The sequence below is a fragment of the Natrinema saccharevitans genome (assembly GCF_001953745.1).
Lineage (GTDB): Archaea > Halobacteriota > Halobacteria > Halobacteriales > Natrialbaceae > Natrinema > Natrinema saccharevitans.
Genome location: NZ_LWLN01000001.1, coordinates 1,052,485 through 1,069,079 on the forward strand (window position 1 = coordinate 1,052,485; position 16,595 = coordinate 1,069,079).

Sequence of the window (16,595 nt, forward strand, 5' to 3'; positions counted from 1 at the left end):
ATAACAATTGCAGTGACGGTCCCACGTTCGGGTATGGATCCGGGTGGTCCGTGACATGAGATACCTGTTCTTCACTAATACGCCGGCACACGTACACCTGTACAAACACGCCGTCGCGGCGTTGCGCGAGCGGGGCCACGACGTCCTCGTCCTCGCGCGTGACTACACCTGTACTCTCGACCTGCTCGAGTGGTACGAGCTGCCCTACGAGGTCTACGGCTACTGCGACACGTCGAAGGGGTCGCTGCTGAGCCGGCTGCCGGCCCATTATCTCCGGGCGATCCGGCGGGCCAGGCGGTTCGACCCCGATCTCGTCTTCGGGATGGGCGGCTACGCGGCCCACACGGGGGCCCTGCTCCGGACGCCGACGGTGTTGCTCATCGACTCCGAGCCGGCGTCGTTCGACCACACGATCTCGACGCCGTTCGCTCGAGCGATCCTCACGCCCAACACCTTCCGAAAAGACCTCGGAGAGGACCACTACGTGTTCCCGGGACTCAAGGAGTGTGCGTACCTCCATCCCGACGTCTACGAGCCGAACCCCGCAGTCCGCGACCGGCTCGGCGTCGACGACGAGGAGCCGTACGTCCTCCTCCGGCTCAACGCCTTCGGCTCCCAGCACGACGTCGGCAAGAACGGCATCTCGAGCGAGCAGTGTCGCCGCCTCGTCGAGCGACTGAGCGACGACGCGACGATCCTCGTCTCCGACGAGGGAAACGACATCGACCTCGCGGGGCTGCCGGCGCGATCGTTCGACCTTCATCCCGCACTGCTGCACGACGCGCTCGCCGAGGCGACGCTGTTGGTCGCCGACACCCAGACGATGGTCACCGAGGCCGCCCTTCTCGGCACGCCGGCGATCCGGTCGAACTCCTTCGTCGGCGAGGCCGACATGGGCAACTTCGTCGCGCTCGAGAACAGGGGACTGATCCACAACGTCGCCCGCTTCGACGACCTCCGCGATCGGGCGACGGCGTTGCTTCGTGACGAGGGCGTCGACGAGGCGTGGCAACGGCGTCGCGACGACTACCTGGCCGAGACGATCAATCTCACGGACCTGCTCGTCGACGTCGCGACGGCTCGCGGTCGCGTCGACGACATCGACGCCGTCCGCCAGTTCGACCGCCCGGCGACCGGCGATCCGAACGCGCCCGTCGGCGTCGGCAGCGACTGATACGGGTTCCCGTCAGTCGTTGCCGGTCCACCCGCGACCGTCCTGCGGGTGTCCCGGGAAACGGTGACGAGACTCCGTATGGGTCTCGAGCGACGTTCGCTCTCCGTTCTCCGGCACCAGCGGAAGGACAGCCATCACCTTCGTCTTCGGTGAAATGGCGTCTAGATCCCCAGAATGGTCGGAACGAGAACGGTCGCAGCGACCGACAGCACGAGGCCGTTGATGAGCGCCGGAATCACGAACCGCTCGCCGGACACGCGCTGAATCAACGGGAGCGTGACGTCCATCGTCGTTGCGCCGCCCGGTGCGATACTCGTTGTTCCCCCGAAGTACTTGGCGACGGCCGGCAGCACCAGGAAGGTGACGATCTCCCGAAAGAGGTTTGCGAGAAACGCGATCGTCCCCAGTTCGACCCCGCCGAGATCGAACACGACGACCCCCGCGTAACTGTACCACCCGAACCCTGCTGCGACCGCTGCGGCGTGGGTGACCGGCATGCCGATAACCGTCCCGAGCAACACGCCACCGAGAATGCTTCCGACGGCCACAGCCAACGGGATCAGGAGGACGCCCCAGCCGATCCGGACGATATGACTCACGGCCTCGGTATCTCCACCAACCGTAACGCCGACGCCGAACAGCAGCGCCAAGAGCGCGTAATCGGAGATCGAGACGACACGTGTGACGACGTGTTCCGGAAGTCCGACGGCCGAGAGTCCGAAACCGAGCGTAAGCGAGACGAAGATGAGGCCCGTGATCTTCCAATCGAAGCCGTCAGCGCCCAGTTCCGACGGCGTGTCCGGCCGGGTGATCGCGTTCTCGTCGGCCGAGGCGGCTACCGGATCGACGATCGACGTGGCCGTGATGAGGAGGTAGACACAGACGACGCTGCCGACGATACTCCCCAGACACAACACGAGTGCCGATCCGCCGATCGTATTCAAATCCCGCAGGATCCGATCGTCACCGCCGAGTTGCGTCCCGATCGAAACGAGCAAAACGGCGAGACCGGCGAAAATAATACCATCGCCGATCTCCCCGAGCCGGTGCAGAGATGCGTAGTATCCGACCAGACTACCGAGTAACAGTGCGGCGAGTAGCAGTTCGATACTCATGTTGCTCTACGAGCCGATACGGCACAACGGGGTTTCATCGATGATCGTCGCATCGTTGGACGGTGGTCACAAATACAGTTGTTACTCGCTACTGGTCCGTTGTTCGACGTATTCTCGCGTTTCCCCGTGCAACACGTACTCCGTCCCTCGCAGCGCTTCGATCGAACCCGAACCGGTGACGAACATCGCCGTCCGTAACTCGGCGATCAGGTCCTCGACGCGTTCGATAACGGCGTCCGGTCCGTTCGCGGCCGGTTTCAGGAACGGTTTCGCCAGCCCGCCGGCGCGGGCACCTAACGCGATCGCCTTTGCCACGTCCAGTCCCGTCCGCACGCCGCCGCTTGCGATCACGCAGTCGTGTTCGGTGACACACTCGAGCGTACTCGCAGCGGTCGGGATGCCCCAGTCTCGGAACAGGGTCCCGATCCGTTGCTGGCGTGGTTCGTTCGCGGTAGCCGCACGGTAGGCCTCGATCCCGGACCACGTCGTGCCACCTTTGCCGGCGACGTCGATCGCGCTCACACCCGCCGCGGACAGCTTTCGGGCAATCGCTCCGGAAATACCGTTGCCGGTCTCCTTGACGATGATCGGAACCGAGAGATCCTCGGCGACGCGTTCGATCGCAGCCAGACAGTTCCGCCCGTCGACGTCGCCTTCGGGTTGCACGGCCTCCTGGAGGAAGTTCAGGTGGACGGCGAGCGCGTCGGCGTCGATCATCGAAACAGCGCGCTCGACCGTTTCGATGTCGTACTCCCGAAGCTGTGCAGCGCCGAGGTTCCCGTAGATGAACGCGTCGGGTGCGACGTCACGGACGACGGTATACGATTCGAGGACGCCGTCGTCGTCGAGTTCGAGACCGGCCCGCTGGCTCCCGAGCCCCATCGCGATGCCCGTCTCGCCGGCGGCGCGAGCCAGTGCCCGATTGAGTGCCGTCGTGTTTTGATGCCCGCCGGTCATGCTCTCGATGAAGATCGGGGCGGCTAACTCGTGTCCCAGAAAGTCGATGGACGGATCGATGGCGTCGTAATCGAGTTCGGGCAGCGCTTCGTGGACGAGTCGTACGTCTTCGAAGCCCGTTCCCGTGGTTTCGACGTCTCGCTCCTGAACGATCCGGATATGATCGTCTTTCCGGTCTTCAGTCTCCGACGAACCCTGCTCCGTCATTGGCCGAAAATTGCAAAAGGAGGGCCAAAAGGGTATTGTTATTCCGACTCTCCCCTCCCGGATTGGACTGGCATCCCACTCCCGTCCCCGCTACGGACGCCGTATCCGTCGCGGGATTCACTGCCGAGTCTTAAGGCTCGACCCCGGGAGTTGCCCCGTCTCTCCGACTCGACGGCACGAGCGGACGGCAGAAGCGGTCCGGTGGACGCGTTTCCGCGACAGCTACGCGGAGGAGTCCCGACGACGTCATCCTCCCGGAACCCGATCCGACACGACCACGGACGGCACGGCTACCGATCGCGCAGTCTGGTCGTCGCCAGCCAGCCCAGGCCGACGACGGCACCGGCGGCGAGTCCCGCACCGAGCCCGAGCAGGCCGAGCGAGTCCGAGCCGCTGCCCGGTGCCGGCGCGACCGCGACGGTCGAAAGCGCGGTCACGTTCGCTTCGAGTCGGTACGCGCCGTCGGACTCCGAGAGGACCGTGGTCTCGGCCTCGGTCCACCCGTCACCAGTCCGCTCGTAGAGGACGACTTCCTCGGGCTCGAGGCCTGCCTCCTCGAGTCGGTCTTTCCGGACGGCGACGGAGACGGTCCCCGATGCGTTGGCGGTCCCCGACTCGTTCGCGATGGTCAGATACGACAGCGGCTCGACGCCGTCGAGGCCGCTCCCGGAGAGTTCGGAGAACCGGCTCTCGAAGCCGATCGAGGCCTCGCTCTCGAGACCGGTCAGCTCGACGCCGTCGAATCGGACGCCGTCGTCGGTCCCGCGGGTCGGCTGCAGGAAGACGCGATCCTCGGGCACGGCGTCGGTCACGGTCGCGGTGATCCCGCCGTCGGTCCGGTCGTACGTGACCGACGGGTCGTCGCAGGTGCCGGACCGGATCGTCACAGGCTCTTCGAGGGAGGGCAGTTCCGTCCGATCGGGGTCGTCGGCCGCGCCGGAGAGGATGTCCCACCGTTCGATCTCGCCGCCGCCGTCGAAGTCGGGGTCGTACAGCTCGCTGCGGCTGTCGGCGAACGCCGAGTCCTCGTTGAAGCCTGGGCGGACGGTCACGGCAAACTGGCCGTCGAGGCCGCCCCGGATCGCGCCGCCGTCGGTCCGTCCCTCTTGAAAGATCCAGGAGGCCGACGTCCACCCGTCGCCGCGATCGAACTCGTCCATCCGCGTTTCGGCCGTGTAGTTGTCGTCCCGGACGACCCACTCGCTCTCGGCGGGCAGGCCGGCGATCTCGTAGGTGACCAGTCCGCCGGGGGTCTCGGTATCGAGCCGGTCGTGGACCGTTACGAGACTCAGCCCCTCCGGGCCCTCGTGGAGGAACAGACTGGACGTGTTGTCCCGCTGCAGATGAGTCGTCCCGTAGGAGCTGTAGAACCGGTCGGTCCCCTCCGGATGGGTCTCGTGGCTGCGATACTCGTAGAACGATTCGACCGTCTCGCCGGACGACAGCGGTTCGATTTGTTGACAGAGCGAACCCTGTTCGACGACGTAGGTGTCGGGTGGCTGCGCGGCCGTCTGTGCGATCGGCGGACCGGTGTTCGCGCCGGACTGGCCGGCGACGCCGCCGACGAGCAGCAATGCGGTGACGACGACTGCCGCGGTACCTGTGGGGAGTCGCGCACTCATGAGTGTACCTGTGTGAATCGAAACTCGGTGGGGTCGGTTTCGGCGCGATACGATCGGTCGGCTTCGATACGGTTCGATCGATCGGGCTCGCCCTCGAGCGACGCGTGCAGGGCTCGCGGCGGGCCGATCCAGGCCCCCAGCTCCCGCGCTCGCTCGATCAGCCAGCGATACAGCGTCCGGTAGCCGGGGAACTCCGCTTCGCTGAAATACCGCGGATGCCAGAGGACGGTCACGACGGCTCCGTTCGCCGCCGCCTCGGTCAACAGTCGCTCGCAAGTCCGACGGGCCGCGCGGGGCCGGCCGTCGGGGTCCGGCAGCGCCTGCTCCATGATCGTCAACGGAAACACGAGGAAGTCGTCGCCGAAGGGCCGGATCGGGTCGTAGCCCGCGTGAAAGCCACACTCGGTACTCGAACCGAGGCTCGCGTCGTACTCGAGGCCGATCGCCCGGTGGGAGCGCCAGGTCTCGGGAACCGACAGCCGCAAGTAGTGTTGGCGACCGCCGGCGATCGGGCCGTCGAGAACGTCCTCGAGGATCCGCTTCTCCTCGCGGAGCCGCTCCGGTTCGTCCGCGGAGTGATAGGAGCCGTGGAGGCCGACCTCCCAGCCGCCGGCATCGAGGTCCCGGACGACGGCGGCGATTTCGGGAGCGGTCACGTCGTAGCGGCCGAGGTGCTGAACCCAGTTGGCCGGCGAGAGCCACTCCCGGACCGGCCGGTCCGCCAGCAGGTGCTGTTCGTTCAGGAAGTAAAACGCCGACCGAACTCCCAGCTCGTCCTCGAGGGCCATGATCTCCTCGAACTGCCAGTAGGGATTGTCCCCGGAGATCGCGGTCCGAAGGTGGTGTGTCGGCCGCTCCTGGAGGGCGTAGTACAGCGACCGGATCCCCTTGAACGGCCGGTCGACGTCGTGGGTCAGACAGAGGGCGAACGAGGCGTCGCCGGGGGGATCGAACCGCGCCCGCGGTAAGTCGGCCACCCGGTCGAAGACCGCGTCCGACGAGCGGTCGTCGTCGGTCGACGCCCCGGGTTCGGGCCGCCCACCAGTGGGTGTCTCAGTCATCGTCGACGTGTCGCTCGAGCGTCGTGACGATTCGCGCCGCTGCGTTGCCGTTCCCGTAGAGGTCGGGCTTGGCGGGCGGGTTCTCGGCGGCCCGGACGGCGTCGACGATCCGGTCGGCGTTCGCCCCGACGAGGTCGTTCCAGCCGGCGTCGACCGTCGCCGTCCACTCCGTCCGATCGCGGAGGGTGACACACGGCGTGTCCAGGTAGAACGCCTCCTTCTGGACGCCGCCGGAGTCGGTCGCGACGCAGGTCGCGCCCTCGACCAGTCGGACGAACGTGGCGTAGCCGACGGGATCGACGACGCGGACGTCCGCCGTCAGTCGCTCCCAGAGACCGTGGTCGTGGAGGGCGTCGACCGTCCGCGGGTGGGCCGGGAACACGACCGGCCGCTCGAGTCGCGCCAATCCGTCGACGATCGACTCGAGGCGCTCGGGCTCGTCGGTGTTTTTCGCGCGGTGGACCGTCGCGAGGACGTACTCGTCGGGGACCGACGGCCCGTCGCCGGCCACCGCGTCGAGTCGGTCCCGGATCGCCAGCAGCGTATCGTACATCACGTCCCCGGGAACCGAGACGCCCTCGGTGATCCCCTCCCGCTCGAGGGTCCGCTTCGCGTCCGGGCCGGGCGCGAACAGGAGGTCGGCGGCGTGATCGGTCAGCCGGCGGTTGACCTCCTCGGGCATCGACGGGTCGTACGAGCGCAGGCCGGCCTCGACGTGTGCGAGCGTCGCCGACGACTTGGCCGTCACCAGCGCGCCCGCGAGCGTCGAGTTCGTGTCGCCGTAGACGAGGACGACGTCGGGCGACTCGTCTTCGACGATCGATTCCAACGCCGTCATCATCTCGGCGGTCTGGGTCGCGTGGGGGGCCGACCCGACGCCGAGGTGGTACGCCGGCACGGGGAGGGCGAGTTCGTCGAAGAACACCGCGGAGAGTTCGGGATCGTAGTGCTGGCCGGTGTGGACGAGGCGTTCGTCGTGGGCGTCACGGAGCCGTCGAGAGATGGCCGCGGCTTTGACGAACTGCGGTCTGGCACCGACGACCGACACCACCTTCATTCGGCGTCCACCTCCGCGACTCGCTCGCGGCCGGTCGCGAGCGCGCTGGCGTCGGCTCTCGTACGCGTCTCGAGTCCGTCCGCGGGTCGTCGGTCGGTCCCGGCGGGGAGCGGGCCGCTCCGAGTCTGACCTCGATTCATTGTCTGTTTGACCGATTACGTCTCATCACAGACACGGTGTTAGTAAATAGTCGCATACCGGAGAGTCCCCGTCGACGACGGGTCGCGGCCGACGGTACCGAAACCGGGCGGCCGGGCGCCGGGACCACGACCTCCACTCGTCACGGCTGCCGGAATATGGGATCGAGGGAGGCGGACACGCGCCGACCGAACCGGCGTTCCCCGCTCGTGCCGTCCCGCGGGACCGTCGGCTCGGTGTCTGCCTGCTCCGATCCATCGGCCCGGCGGGCGATCGATGCGAAGCGACCGGATTCGACGAGCGTTACCGCCCCGACCACCGCGGTTGCGACCGCGACCAGTAGCTTCCGTCGACTCATCGTACCACTCGAGGGAGACGCGTTCGACACGCCGGCTGCGTCGAAGACGACGCCGAGTACGGGTACATGCGTACGACCGGTCACTGAGACCGACTCTATTAATTATATATCCGTTTCCCTTCGGATCGGGGCTCCTGCCGTCCCGTAGCGTTCACGTACCGACGGTAGTATCCTGTTACAGCTCGCGTTTCGGTGTCAACAGTCCCCGTGACGGCGATCTGTGCGCCCGCTCAATCCAGTCATCCGGCCCCGATGATGTTGTCGTGGCAACACTGACCATACCCTTTTCGGGCTCTAACACTAACCCGCATCACAACAGTCGTATGGAGGTGAATGATCTCGCGTCCGTGTTGCTCGAGCACGCCCGGGAAAAGCTCGCGGTCGTCGACGCGGCTGGGACGTTCGCGTACGTCAACGAAGCCAGTACCGCGATCGTCGGCTACGAGCCGGCCCAGCTCGTCGGCGACCGCGCCATCGAGTACGTTCATCCCGACGACAGAACGACCGTTCTCGAGCAGCTCGAGGCCGTCACGGCGGAGACGGGGTCGTCGGCGACGGTCCGCTACCGCCACGCGGCCGCGGACGGCGAGTGGGTGTGGCTCGAAAGCCGGTTCACGAACCCCTCGGACGAGAGCCTCGAGGGCTGTGTCGTGAGTTCGCGAGATATCTCCGAGCAGGTGTCTGCGGAGCAGGAACGCCGCGACGCGGAGAATCGCCTGCGGACGATCACCGGCACGGTCGGCGACGTTCTCTGGATGTTCGACGGCGACTGGGAGGAGGTCCTGTTCGTCAACCCCGCGTACGAGGAGGTCTTCGGCCAGCCGGTGTCGATCCTCGAGGACGATCCGCAGGCGTTTCTCGACGTCGTCCACCCCGACGACGTTCCCCGCGTCCAGGGGAGTATGCAGCGGGTCGCAAGCGGCGAATCGATCGAACTCGAGTATCGAGTCAACCCCGCGGCCGACTACGGCCGCTGGGTCTGGGTCCGCTCGGAACCGATCCTCGAGGACGGTGATGTCGACCGGATCGCCGGCTTCTCCCGGGACATCACCGACCGGCGACGGCGCGAACGCCAGCTCGCGGTCATGGACAACCTCCTGCGACACAACCTCCGCAACGACATGTCCGTCATCCTCGGCAACGCCGAGCGTATCGCCAGCGAGGCGTCGGAACCCGCTCGCAGGCACGCGAAGATCATCCGAATGCAGGGGCAGGACCTCCTCGAGAGCGCGCACAAACAGCGCGAGATCATCGAACTGCTGACCGATCGACCGGTCCCGGAATCGATCGACCTCGTTCCGGTCGTCGCCGACTCGATCGACCGGGTCCGCGACGCATACCCCGAGGCGACGATCGAGGCGAGCCTGCCGGACGCGGCGACCGTCCGCACCGTACACGAGGTCGAACTAGCGGTGACGGAACTGCTCGAGAACGCCGTTCGCCACAGCTTGAACGGGTCGCCGGAGCTGTCGGTAGCCGTCCGCATCCGAACGGATGCGGTCGATATCGTGATCCGCGACGACTGCCCGCCGATTCCGGAGGTGGAGTTTCGCGTCCTGACCGGCGACTGGGAGATGGACGACATCTATCACACCTCGGGGCTGGGGCTGTGGCTCGTCCACTGGGTCGTCGATCTCTCGGACGGCCACATCGCCTTCGAGCGCTCCGAGGGGGGAAACACGGTCGTCGTGTCGCTGCCTTGGGTCTCGTAGCGGGCGACCGTCTACCGGGCCGTGCCCGCAGTTCGCGGGGCGGAATCACTCCATGTAGCCCAACCCCTTCAGCCGGTCTTCGACGTCGTCGAAGTCCTCGTCGACGTCGTCGCCGGTATCGATCGCCGTGACCGCCGTCCGTTCGACCCGGCTCGTCGCCGGGGTACTCGCCTCGTCGAAGGCGTCGAACAGAACACGCCCGTCCGCGTTCTTCGGAACCGGCTCGTCGATGCCGTGCAGCAGGGTCGGGGCGACGTCCACGACTCGAGCCCCGCGTAGGGTCGCGCCGGAATCGATCGACGGCCCCCGACAGAGGACGATTCCCTCGCTGCGGTGGCTCGCGTCGTAGGTTCCGGTGCCGCCCCGCACCTCGTCGGCCATCCCGCTGCGGGACTCGTAGACGTCGCGTCCGCCGACGACCAGGTCCGGCGAGTCGTCGTCCGTCGGGAACAGTTCGTCCCCGTCGCGGACCTCGAGCAGCGGCTCCCCCGTCTCGTCGGTCACCGACTCGAGGGCGGCCCTGACGTCCGCTTTCACCTCCGAGATTTCCGTCGGCGAGACGACGCCGCCGTCGAAGCGCTCGGTATCGTTGATATAGCAGTTGCCGGTGTCGTGGACGAACGCGACGGTCCGATCGAAGTCCACGTCGTAGAGGGCGTGATCGCCGGGGATCTGTTCGGCGACGGAGTCGACCAGCCGCCGGGGCAGCGACTGAACCAGCGTCTCCTCGGTGATCCCGACGCGGCTGAGCGCTCCCGTGATGGTGTCCCGGGAGATCCCGAGACTGGCGAGCGCGCCGCGGGTCCCGTCGTCTTCGCGCCTGACCAGATACCCCTCCCGCTCGAGGATCCGGTTGGCGTAGACGAGTTCCTCGATCGGACCGAATCCGTGGTCGGAGACGACGTAGAGGTCGGCGTCGTGGTCGTCGGTGTAGGCCATCACTTCCCCGAGGATCTCGTCTAGCTGCTTGTAGTGTGCGAGCAGCCGATCCATCTCCCAGACGAGGTGCTGGAAGCGGTCCGGCGCGGTGAAGACGAAGAAAAACAGCTGCCAGTCGTCGCCGGCCCGTTCCAGCTGTAACTCGAGGAGTTCGCGGCGGTTCGTGAGCATCTCGTCGACGGCGACCTCGAACTCGTCGGGGCGGTCGGCGTACTCGGGGTAATCGAGGCTGATCTCGTAATCGGGGATCCGCGCGTCGATCTCCTCGCTCAGTTCGGGCGGATGCGTAAACTCCCGGTCCGTCGCGGGCGTCATCATCCCGGTCACCATCGTGCCGTCGATCTCGCGGGCCGGATACGTCATCGGGACGTTGCCGACGTGGGCCGGGGCGAGCTGGTCCCACAGGGCCGGCTGCGCCAGGTCCCGGCTCGTGTACATCTCGTGGCTGTACTCCGACGAGAGGTTCTGGAAGCCGTATATCCCGTGTTTGTCCGGCCAGACGCCGGTCGCGATCGACGGCCACGCAAGCGGCGTCGTCGGCGGGCGCGTACTCTCGAGTGGGCCGGCGGCACCCTCCTCGCGCATCCGGGCGAAGTTCGGGAGTTCGCCCTCGTCGCTCCATCGCTCGATGAGTCGCCACGGGACGCCGTCGAGTCCGAGTACGAACGCTCGCTCGGAAGGGGGTATAGATCCGCTCATGATTGGGTTTTGAAGTGTCTGAGACGCCTGCTACCCCGGGAATCGCTCGATGCGCGTTTTGTTATAGAGCGTGTTCAGGCAGTTTCGCGTCGACCCGGCCCCTGTTCGGTTCGGTTAACCCGGCGGCGAGCGCGGCCCGTCCCGCCGCCGCGGGCCCGTCGCCGGACGATAGCGCCGGACTCGGCTCCGCGGGCGGCAAGATCTCCATAACAAAGTCATCCCGTCGGAACCGTCCGGATATGAAACGCGTCCAACCGTGGTGGGATCCGTGGGCAGCGTCGTAATCTCGCTCGACGCGGAACTCGGCTGGGGGTTTCACGATCTCGTGACGCCACCGACCGAGCGAGTCGAGGCCGGCCGTCGCGGCTGGTCGGTCATGCTCGAGTTACTCGAGGAGTTCGAGGTGCCGGCGACCTGGGCCGTCGTCGGCCACCTCATGCTCGACAGCTGTGACGGAGTCCACGCCGACCATCCGGCCCCCGAGGGCTGGTTCGCCCGCGAACGGGGCGAGTGGGCCGACCGCGAGGACCTCCGATACGGCCCCGACCTCGTCGCGGCCGTCCTCGAGGCCGACGCCGACCACGAGTTCGCCAGTCACTCCTTTTCGCACGTGCTGTTCGGTCGCCCCGAGACCGACCGCGAACTTGCGGCGGCCGAACTCGAGCGCAGTCGCGAGATCGCGGCCGATTGGAACCGGTCGATCGACACGCTGGTCTATCCGCGCAACGACGTCGGCCACCGCGACGTACTGGCCGAGCAGGGAGTTACGGCCTATCGCGGGCGGTCGCCGACCCGCGACGGCGTTCGCGGCCTGTTCGACTCGACGGTCCGGGATCGGTCGATGCTCGTGGAACCGGTCGTCGACGAGTACGGACTGGTCAACGTTCCGGCCTCGATGTTCCTGTTCGGGTTCGAAGGAGCCGCCCGCACCGTCGCCGAGTCGATCTGGGCGGATCCGATGGTCGAACTGGCCCGTCGCGGCATCGACGAGGCCGCCCGTACCGACGGGCTCTTTCACATGTGGCTGCACCCGAACAACCTGACCGACGAGCGCGACGACCGGCGCATGCGGGCGATCCTGTCGCATCTCGACCGCCAGCGGGCCGCGACGGACCTCCGGGTCGAGACGATAGCCGACGTCGCCGGTCGGGTCGCGCCCGAATCGGGGTTTAGCGAGCGGGCGACGGCGAGTTGGCAGTGAGCGGTTGAGACGGGTTGTCGTACCGAGTTCCCGGTGAGACCGCAGGACGACCGCGGCCCCACCGGGAACGACGGACAGGAGGCCGTCTGAAAGGGATCGCTACACGAAAGCGCGGCGAGACGTACGACGGCGATAACAAAGCCCGCTGCCGGCCCCGTTTCGGGCAGATGACTCCACCGCTTCTGAATCGTTGGACGGACTCGAGTGCGCTCTCGCTCGGTATCCTCGGCGTCGGCAACATCGGCATGGTACACCTGAAATCGGCGGCGGCGATGCCGTCGGTCGAACCCGTTGCGGCCGCCGACGCCGTCCCGGCAAACCGCGAGCGGGCGGAACGGGCCGGCGTCTCGCGGACCTACGACGATTACGCCGCGTTGCTCGCCGCCGAAGACCTGGACGCGGCAGTGGTCGCACTGCCGCCCTTTCTCCACGCCGACGCCGTCGAGCGGGCCGCGGAGGCCGGCGTCGACGTCTTCGTCGAGAAACCGCTGGCCCGCTCGACCGAGGAGGCCGACCGGCTCCTCGAGACGGCCCGCGAGGCCGACATCGCCGTCGGCGTCGATCACACGCTGCGCTACCAGCCGGACATGCAAGGCGTCAAGGCGGCCTACGATGAGGGCAGCGTCGGCCACGTCCCCTACGCCTCGATCACCCGCCTCAACGACGGGCCGCTCGGCCGACCGCCGGCCGCGGACGCCCCCGCGTCCTGGCCGCTCGACGCCGACGCCGCCGGCGGCGGCTCCCTGCTGGAACTCGGCGTTCACTGCTTCGACGTCCTCGAGTGGCTGTTCGGCGACCTCGAGGTGCGGGACGCGTCGACGGGGCGGACGCTCGAGACCGACGTCGAGGACGCGGCGACGGTCCTCATGGCCGCTCCCGAGACGGAGACGACGATCACGCTGCACTGTGGCTCCTACCAGTGGGAACAGCTCCCCGAGGTCAACACCCGACTGCGCCTCGAGGGCGTAACGGGGACGATCAGCAACGACGCGTACCTGCCGGAGAACTTCTACGCCGACGCGGCCAGATCGGCGCTCTCGAACGTCGCGAGCCGGCTCGCGGGCGACGAGCCGGACGTCTTCGGGCCGACCTTCTACTTGCAGGCCCACTACGACGCGCTGGCGGACTTCTGCGAGGCGGTTCGCGAAGGCGAGCGGCCGCCGGTCGACGGCGAGGACGGCCGCCGGACGCTCGCGCTGGCCGAACGGGCCTACGAACTCGCCGCCGCCGAAGCGGGCGAGACGGACGGTGCGGCTGACGACGCGGACAGTGAGACGGGCGGTACCGCGGACGACCCCGGAACCCCGGAGGTGACCCGATGAAAAACGAGACGGTCCGTGCGGCCGGCGTCGACGACCCCGATCGCCGCGGCGGCTGGGACCCCGACGTCGACGCCCGGCTGGCCGCCCTCGAGTCGCCCGTCCGGGACGTCCTCGGCCCTGCACTCGAGGACCTGGGCGACGCCGATCGGGTTACGGTCGTCCCCGACGCACACTACCCGTTCCACCCCTCCTCGGGGATGGTGACCGATCCCGCGGTCGTCGCCGCGATCGTCGCCCGTCTCGAGGAGCGGACCGACGCCGAGATCGCCGTCGCGGGCGCGACCGACGACCGGATCCACTTCGATCGGACCGCGACGTATCTGGGGTATCCGGCCCTGCTCGAACGGTTCGACGCCGATCTCGTCGATCTCGCGGACGAGCCCCGCACCGGCGGCCTCAGCGGGGTCGAGGACGAGCCGGTCGCGCTCTCCGTTCCGACCCGGCTCGCCGGGGACGCGGTCGTCGTCGTCCCGTCGCTGCGGCCGACCGTCGACGGTCCCGTCGCTGGCGCGATGCGGACCCTCGCCGCCCGCGTCGACTGCGACGCGGGAGCGGATCGGGGCCCCGTCGCGGTCACCCGGTCGGTCGAACCGACCCTCGCCGTCCTCGACGCGACGGTCGCCTACGGCGGCGACCCGATCGCCGCGGACGCGCTGTTCGCCGGCTCGGCTCCCGCCGTCGACGCCGTCGCCACCTCCTTGCTCGGGCGCTCGCTCGAGGCCGACCCCGCGCTCGCGACCACCCGTCGTACCGACGAGCCGGTCGCCGTCGAGGGGGCTGGCGTCGACGTCGATCGCCTGCGGGACCGGATCGCAGGCGGCGACCTGCCGCCGGCGGACGATCCCCACCCCGCCGTCACGACCGCCTATCGAGTCTACGCGGCGGTGGCCGGCGACGCCGTGCCCCCGCAGCTCGAGGGGGGTCGATGACCGTGCCAGCCGACGCCCCCACTGCGGCGGTCACCGGCGCGACGGGGTTTCTCGGCTCGCACCTCTGCGAGCGGCTGCTGGCCGAGGGCTGGACCGTTCGAGGCCTCTGCCGGCCGACCTCGGACCGGGGCGACCTCACGGGCGTCGACTGGTACGTGGGGGATCTCGCCGACGGCGAGACGCTCCGAGAGCTCGTCGACGGCGCGGACGTGGTCTTTCACCTCGCGGGGATCGGGCTCTGGAGCGCCGGCCCGGCGACGATCTGGGCGGTCAACCGCGACGGCACGGAGCGGGTCCTCGCGGCCTGTCGCGGCGGCGACGTGGGTCGAGTCGTGTTCACCAGCACGGCCGGGACGCGCCGCCCGCAGGGCGACGACGCGTTCGCCGACGAGACCGACGTGGCCGAGCCGGTCGGGGCCTACCAGGCCTCGAAGGCCGCCGCGGAGGAGCTGGTCGACGACTACGCTGCCGACGGCGGCGACGCCGTCACCGTCCATCCGACCTCGATCTTCGGCCCCGGCGACGGGGCGTTCACCGCACAGCTGCTCGCGATGGGCGTCGAACCGACCATGCCCGCCCACCTCCCCGGCGGGCTCAGCATCGTCGGTGTCGCCGACGTCGTCGACGGGCTGGTGGCGGCCACAGAGCGCGGCGAGAGCGGCGACCACTACATCCTCGGCGGCGAGAACCTCACCTACGACCGCGCCGTGTCCCGGATCGCCGACGCCGTCGACGGCTCCCCCGCGCGGATCCGCGTGCCCGCGACCGCGATCCGCGCCGCCGGCCCCGTCGCCGAGGTCGTCGACGCCGTCGCCGATCGCCGAGTGTTCCCCTTCGACCGGGACATGGCCGAGCTGGCGACCCGGCGGCTGTTCTACACCTCGAGAAAGGCCAGCGAGGAGCTAGGGTACGAGTATCGGCCCCTCGAGGCCCACGTCCCCGAAGCGATGGAGTGGTACCGGGCGGAAGTCCAATAACTGCGAGACGGAGCGATCGCTGACGATCGTTCCTCGTCGGGGTTACGGCTGGTTTTCGTTCGAATTGAGGACCGCGAGATCACCGGCCTCGAGCGCGTCCCACCAGCACTTGATGACGGCGAGTGTGACCAGTTCCGGCTCCTCGTGCGTGATACACGACTCGCGGTGTTCGGTCGGATTCCCGGGCGGATGGAAGTGTTTGCCCGGAGACGAAGGCCGGATCTCCCAGCCGAACCGGAACTCGAGGTCGGCCTCGCTGTAGTGGTACTTGTAGCCGTGGTTCGTCCACCACTGAACGTCGAACCGACAGCGATCGGCGTCGAAGCCGGCGGCGAGGGTCACCCGCAGTTCGACCGGGTCGATCGCGTCGGGGACGTATTCGGCGTCAGTGACCAGTCCGTTCAGTCGGTCCCGAAAGACGCCCTCGACCGCGCGGAGCGCGTCCCAGTCGATCGGTCCCCGTTCGTCAGGCATTCTCCGTGTGTCTCGTCTCGGTACTCCTCGCGTCGACGAGTCGCGTCTCCGCGAACGATCGGGCCGTCTTCGCGAACGCGAGGTTCCGACGCGTCGTCTTCCATCGGGAAAGGTCGTCCCAGCCGTCCTGGTCGTCCGGTTCCAGCCGATCCACGAGTTCGTCGGGACCCGTCGCGTCGTAGCGCTCTTCGAACTCCCGGATCCGCGCCTTCATCTCGCGGATCGAGCGCTCGAGTTCCGCCCGCGAGTGGTCGTCGGCCAGTCGCTGGACCCGCTCGAGCCGTCGCCGATCGGGATCGCGACGGAACCGTTTCCCCGTGCCGGTCTCTTTCGTCGCCGCCCGCCCCGTCTCGGCGAGCGCCGTGAGGTGTTTGCGTGCGGTCGGTTCGGAGACGCGGGCGCGATCGGCGATCTCGCTCGCGCGCTGCCAGTCGGTCGTCCGACCTAACACCGCGTCGACGCGTTCGAACGCCGTCGTCGCGGCCCGCCATTCCGTCTCCGCGGCGTCGTTGACCTCGTCGTCGGCGTCCGTCTCCGGAAACGGCTCGAGGTCGGCGACTCGTGGACCGTCCTCGCTCATACGCCACCGTACGCGCCGGTGAAACATATGCTTTCTCCAGAAAAATATACTTGGAGTCGGATCTCGAAGGCGA

General features: G+C 68.0%; 16 protein-coding genes. 6 read left to right on the plus strand and 10 right to left on the minus strand.

All coding sequences use genetic code 11. The features are described 5' to 3' along the window. Positions 1-55: 55 nt before the first annotated feature. The gene (locus A6E15_RS05315) at positions 56-1,174 is read left to right on the plus strand and encodes a glycosyltransferase (protein WP_076144443.1); all 1,119 of its coding nucleotides are present in this window, start codon (positions 56-58) and stop codon (positions 1,172-1,174) included. A 161-nt stretch (positions 1,175-1,335) separates the two neighbouring features. On the opposite strand, the gene A6E15_RS05320 is transcribed toward A6E15_RS05315, so the two are convergent. The 7 genes from A6E15_RS05320 to A6E15_RS05345 form a co-directional block, all read right to left on the minus strand. Beyond that, positions 1,336-2,289 carry a lysine exporter LysO family protein gene (locus A6E15_RS05320; protein ID WP_076144445.1) on the minus strand — a complete coding sequence of 318 codons (954 nt, stop codon included), beginning with the start codon at positions 2,287-2,289 and terminating at the stop codon, positions 1,336-1,338. Positions 2,290-2,370: 81 nt separating this feature from the next. Continuing rightward, positions 2,371-3,453 carry a type 2 isopentenyl-diphosphate Delta-isomerase gene (gene fni, locus A6E15_RS05325; RefSeq protein WP_076144448.1) on the minus strand — a complete coding sequence of 361 codons (1,083 nt, stop codon included), beginning with the start codon at positions 3,451-3,453 and terminating at the stop codon, positions 2,371-2,373. Between the two features lie 290 nt (positions 3,454-3,743). Continuing rightward, a complete protein-coding gene (locus A6E15_RS05330) occupies positions 3,744-5,075 on the minus strand; it encodes a hypothetical protein (protein ID WP_076144451.1) in 1,332 nt (443 codons plus the stop codon). Further along, entirely contained in the window at positions 5,072-6,136 is a 1,065-nt protein-coding gene (locus tag A6E15_RS05335; RefSeq protein ID WP_076144453.1) for a polysaccharide deacetylase family protein, read from the minus strand. The genes A6E15_RS05330 and A6E15_RS05335 overlap by 4 nt, the downstream gene beginning before the upstream one ends. Further along, on the minus strand, positions 6,129-7,193 hold the full coding sequence (gene wecB, locus A6E15_RS05340) for a non-hydrolyzing UDP-N-acetylglucosamine 2-epimerase (protein WP_076144455.1): 1,065 nt from the start codon (positions 7,191-7,193) through the stop codon (positions 6,129-6,131). Before wecB ends, A6E15_RS05335 begins: the two co-directional genes overlap by 8 nt. Beyond that, positions 7,190-7,333: a hypothetical protein gene (locus tag A6E15_RS20805; protein WP_175607212.1), complete on the minus strand. Its 144-nt coding sequence runs from the start codon at positions 7,331-7,333 to the stop codon at positions 7,190-7,192. The genes wecB and A6E15_RS20805 overlap by 4 nt, the downstream gene beginning before the upstream one ends. Before the next feature lie 140 nt (positions 7,334-7,473). Beyond that, entirely contained in the window at positions 7,474-7,689 is a 216-nt protein-coding gene (locus tag A6E15_RS05345) for a hypothetical protein (RefSeq protein WP_076144457.1), read from the minus strand. A 323-nt stretch (positions 7,690-8,012) separates the two neighbouring features. Between A6E15_RS05345 and A6E15_RS05350 the strand changes: the two genes are divergently transcribed. After that, a complete protein-coding gene (locus A6E15_RS05350; protein WP_076144459.1) occupies positions 8,013-9,401 on the plus strand; it encodes a PAS domain-containing sensor histidine kinase in 1,389 nt (462 codons plus the stop codon). Positions 9,402-9,446: 45 nt separating this feature from the next. On the opposite strand, the gene A6E15_RS05355 is transcribed toward A6E15_RS05350, so the two are convergent. Then, positions 9,447-11,039 carry an alkaline phosphatase family protein gene (locus tag A6E15_RS05355; protein WP_076144460.1) on the minus strand — a complete coding sequence of 531 codons (1,593 nt, stop codon included), beginning with the start codon at positions 11,037-11,039 and terminating at the stop codon, positions 9,447-9,449. 268 nt (positions 11,040-11,307) lie between these two features. Between A6E15_RS05355 and A6E15_RS05360 the strand changes: the two genes are divergently transcribed. The 4 genes from A6E15_RS05360 (at position 11,308) to A6E15_RS05375 (ending at position 15,468) form a co-directional block, all read left to right on the plus strand. Further along, positions 11,308-12,240 carry a polysaccharide deacetylase family protein gene (locus tag A6E15_RS05360; protein WP_076144462.1) on the plus strand — a complete coding sequence of 311 codons (933 nt, stop codon included), beginning with the start codon at positions 11,308-11,310 and terminating at the stop codon, positions 12,238-12,240. A gap of 167 nt (positions 12,241-12,407) precedes the next feature. Further along, positions 12,408-13,562: a Gfo/Idh/MocA family protein gene (locus tag A6E15_RS05365; protein ID WP_076144463.1), complete on the plus strand. Its 1,155-nt coding sequence runs from the start codon at positions 12,408-12,410 to the stop codon at positions 13,560-13,562. Continuing rightward, on the plus strand, positions 13,559-14,491 hold the full coding sequence (locus A6E15_RS05370; RefSeq protein WP_076144465.1) for a DUF362 domain-containing protein: 933 nt from the start codon (positions 13,559-13,561) through the stop codon (positions 14,489-14,491). The genes A6E15_RS05365 and A6E15_RS05370 overlap by 4 nt, the downstream gene beginning before the upstream one ends. Further along, positions 14,488-15,468 carry an NAD-dependent epimerase/dehydratase family protein gene (locus A6E15_RS05375; RefSeq protein WP_076144467.1) on the plus strand — a complete coding sequence of 327 codons (981 nt, stop codon included), beginning with the start codon at positions 14,488-14,490 and terminating at the stop codon, positions 15,466-15,468. The genes A6E15_RS05370 and A6E15_RS05375 overlap by 4 nt, the downstream gene beginning before the upstream one ends. A 42-nt stretch (positions 15,469-15,510) precedes the next feature. Here A6E15_RS05375 and A6E15_RS05380 read toward each other — a convergent pair whose 3' ends face one another. After that, positions 15,511-15,942 carry a hypothetical protein gene (locus A6E15_RS05380; RefSeq protein WP_076144469.1) on the minus strand — a complete coding sequence of 144 codons (432 nt, stop codon included), beginning with the start codon at positions 15,940-15,942 and terminating at the stop codon, positions 15,511-15,513. Further along, positions 15,935-16,522 carry a DUF7342 family protein gene (locus A6E15_RS05385; protein WP_076144471.1) on the minus strand — a complete coding sequence of 196 codons (588 nt, stop codon included), beginning with the start codon at positions 16,520-16,522 and terminating at the stop codon, positions 15,935-15,937. Before A6E15_RS05385 ends, A6E15_RS05380 begins: the two co-directional genes overlap by 8 nt. Positions 16,523-16,595 lie beyond the last annotated feature (73 nt).

Excerpts from the sequence above, each read along its gene's own strand:
- A6E15_RS05330 (WP_076144451.1), bottom strand. The coding sequence starts at position 5,075 with ATGAGTGCGCGACTCCCCACAGGTACCGCGGCAGTCGTCGTCACCGCA.
- A6E15_RS05350 (WP_076144459.1), top strand. The coding sequence starts at position 8,013 with ATGGAGGTGAATGATCTCGCGTCCGTGTTGCTCGAGCACGCCCGGGAA.
- fni (WP_076144448.1), bottom strand. The coding sequence starts at position 3,453 with ATGACGGAGCAGGGTTCGTCGGAGACTGAAGACCGGAAAGACGATCAT.
- A6E15_RS05380 (WP_076144469.1), bottom strand. The coding sequence starts at position 15,942 with ATGCCTGACGAACGGGGACCGATCGACTGGGACGCGCTCCGCGCGGTC.
- A6E15_RS05320 (WP_076144445.1), bottom strand. The coding sequence starts at position 2,289 with ATGAGTATCGAACTGCTACTCGCCGCACTGTTACTCGGTAGTCTGGTC.
- A6E15_RS05375 (WP_076144467.1), top strand. The coding sequence starts at position 14,488 with ATGACCGTGCCAGCCGACGCCCCCACTGCGGCGGTCACCGGCGCGACG.
- A6E15_RS20805 (WP_175607212.1), bottom strand. The coding sequence starts at position 7,333 with ATGAATCGAGGTCAGACTCGGAGCGGCCCGCTCCCCGCCGGGACCGAC.
- wecB (WP_076144455.1), bottom strand. The coding sequence starts at position 7,193 with ATGAAGGTGGTGTCGGTCGTCGGTGCCAGACCGCAGTTCGTCAAAGCC.
- A6E15_RS05315 (WP_076144443.1), top strand. The coding sequence starts at position 56 with ATGAGATACCTGTTCTTCACTAATACGCCGGCACACGTACACCTGTAC.
- A6E15_RS05355 (WP_076144460.1), bottom strand. The coding sequence starts at position 11,039 with ATGAGCGGATCTATACCCCCTTCCGAGCGAGCGTTCGTACTCGGACTC.
- A6E15_RS05345 (WP_076144457.1), bottom strand. The coding sequence starts at position 7,689 with ATGAGTCGACGGAAGCTACTGGTCGCGGTCGCAACCGCGGTGGTCGGG.
- A6E15_RS05370 (WP_076144465.1), top strand. The coding sequence starts at position 13,559 with ATGAAAAACGAGACGGTCCGTGCGGCCGGCGTCGACGACCCCGATCGC.
- A6E15_RS05385 (WP_076144471.1), bottom strand. The coding sequence starts at position 16,522 with ATGAGCGAGGACGGTCCACGAGTCGCCGACCTCGAGCCGTTTCCGGAG.
- A6E15_RS05365 (WP_076144463.1), top strand. The coding sequence starts at position 12,408 with ATGACTCCACCGCTTCTGAATCGTTGGACGGACTCGAGTGCGCTCTCG.
- A6E15_RS05335 (WP_076144453.1), bottom strand. The coding sequence starts at position 6,136 with ATGACTGAGACACCCACTGGTGGGCGGCCCGAACCCGGGGCGTCGACC.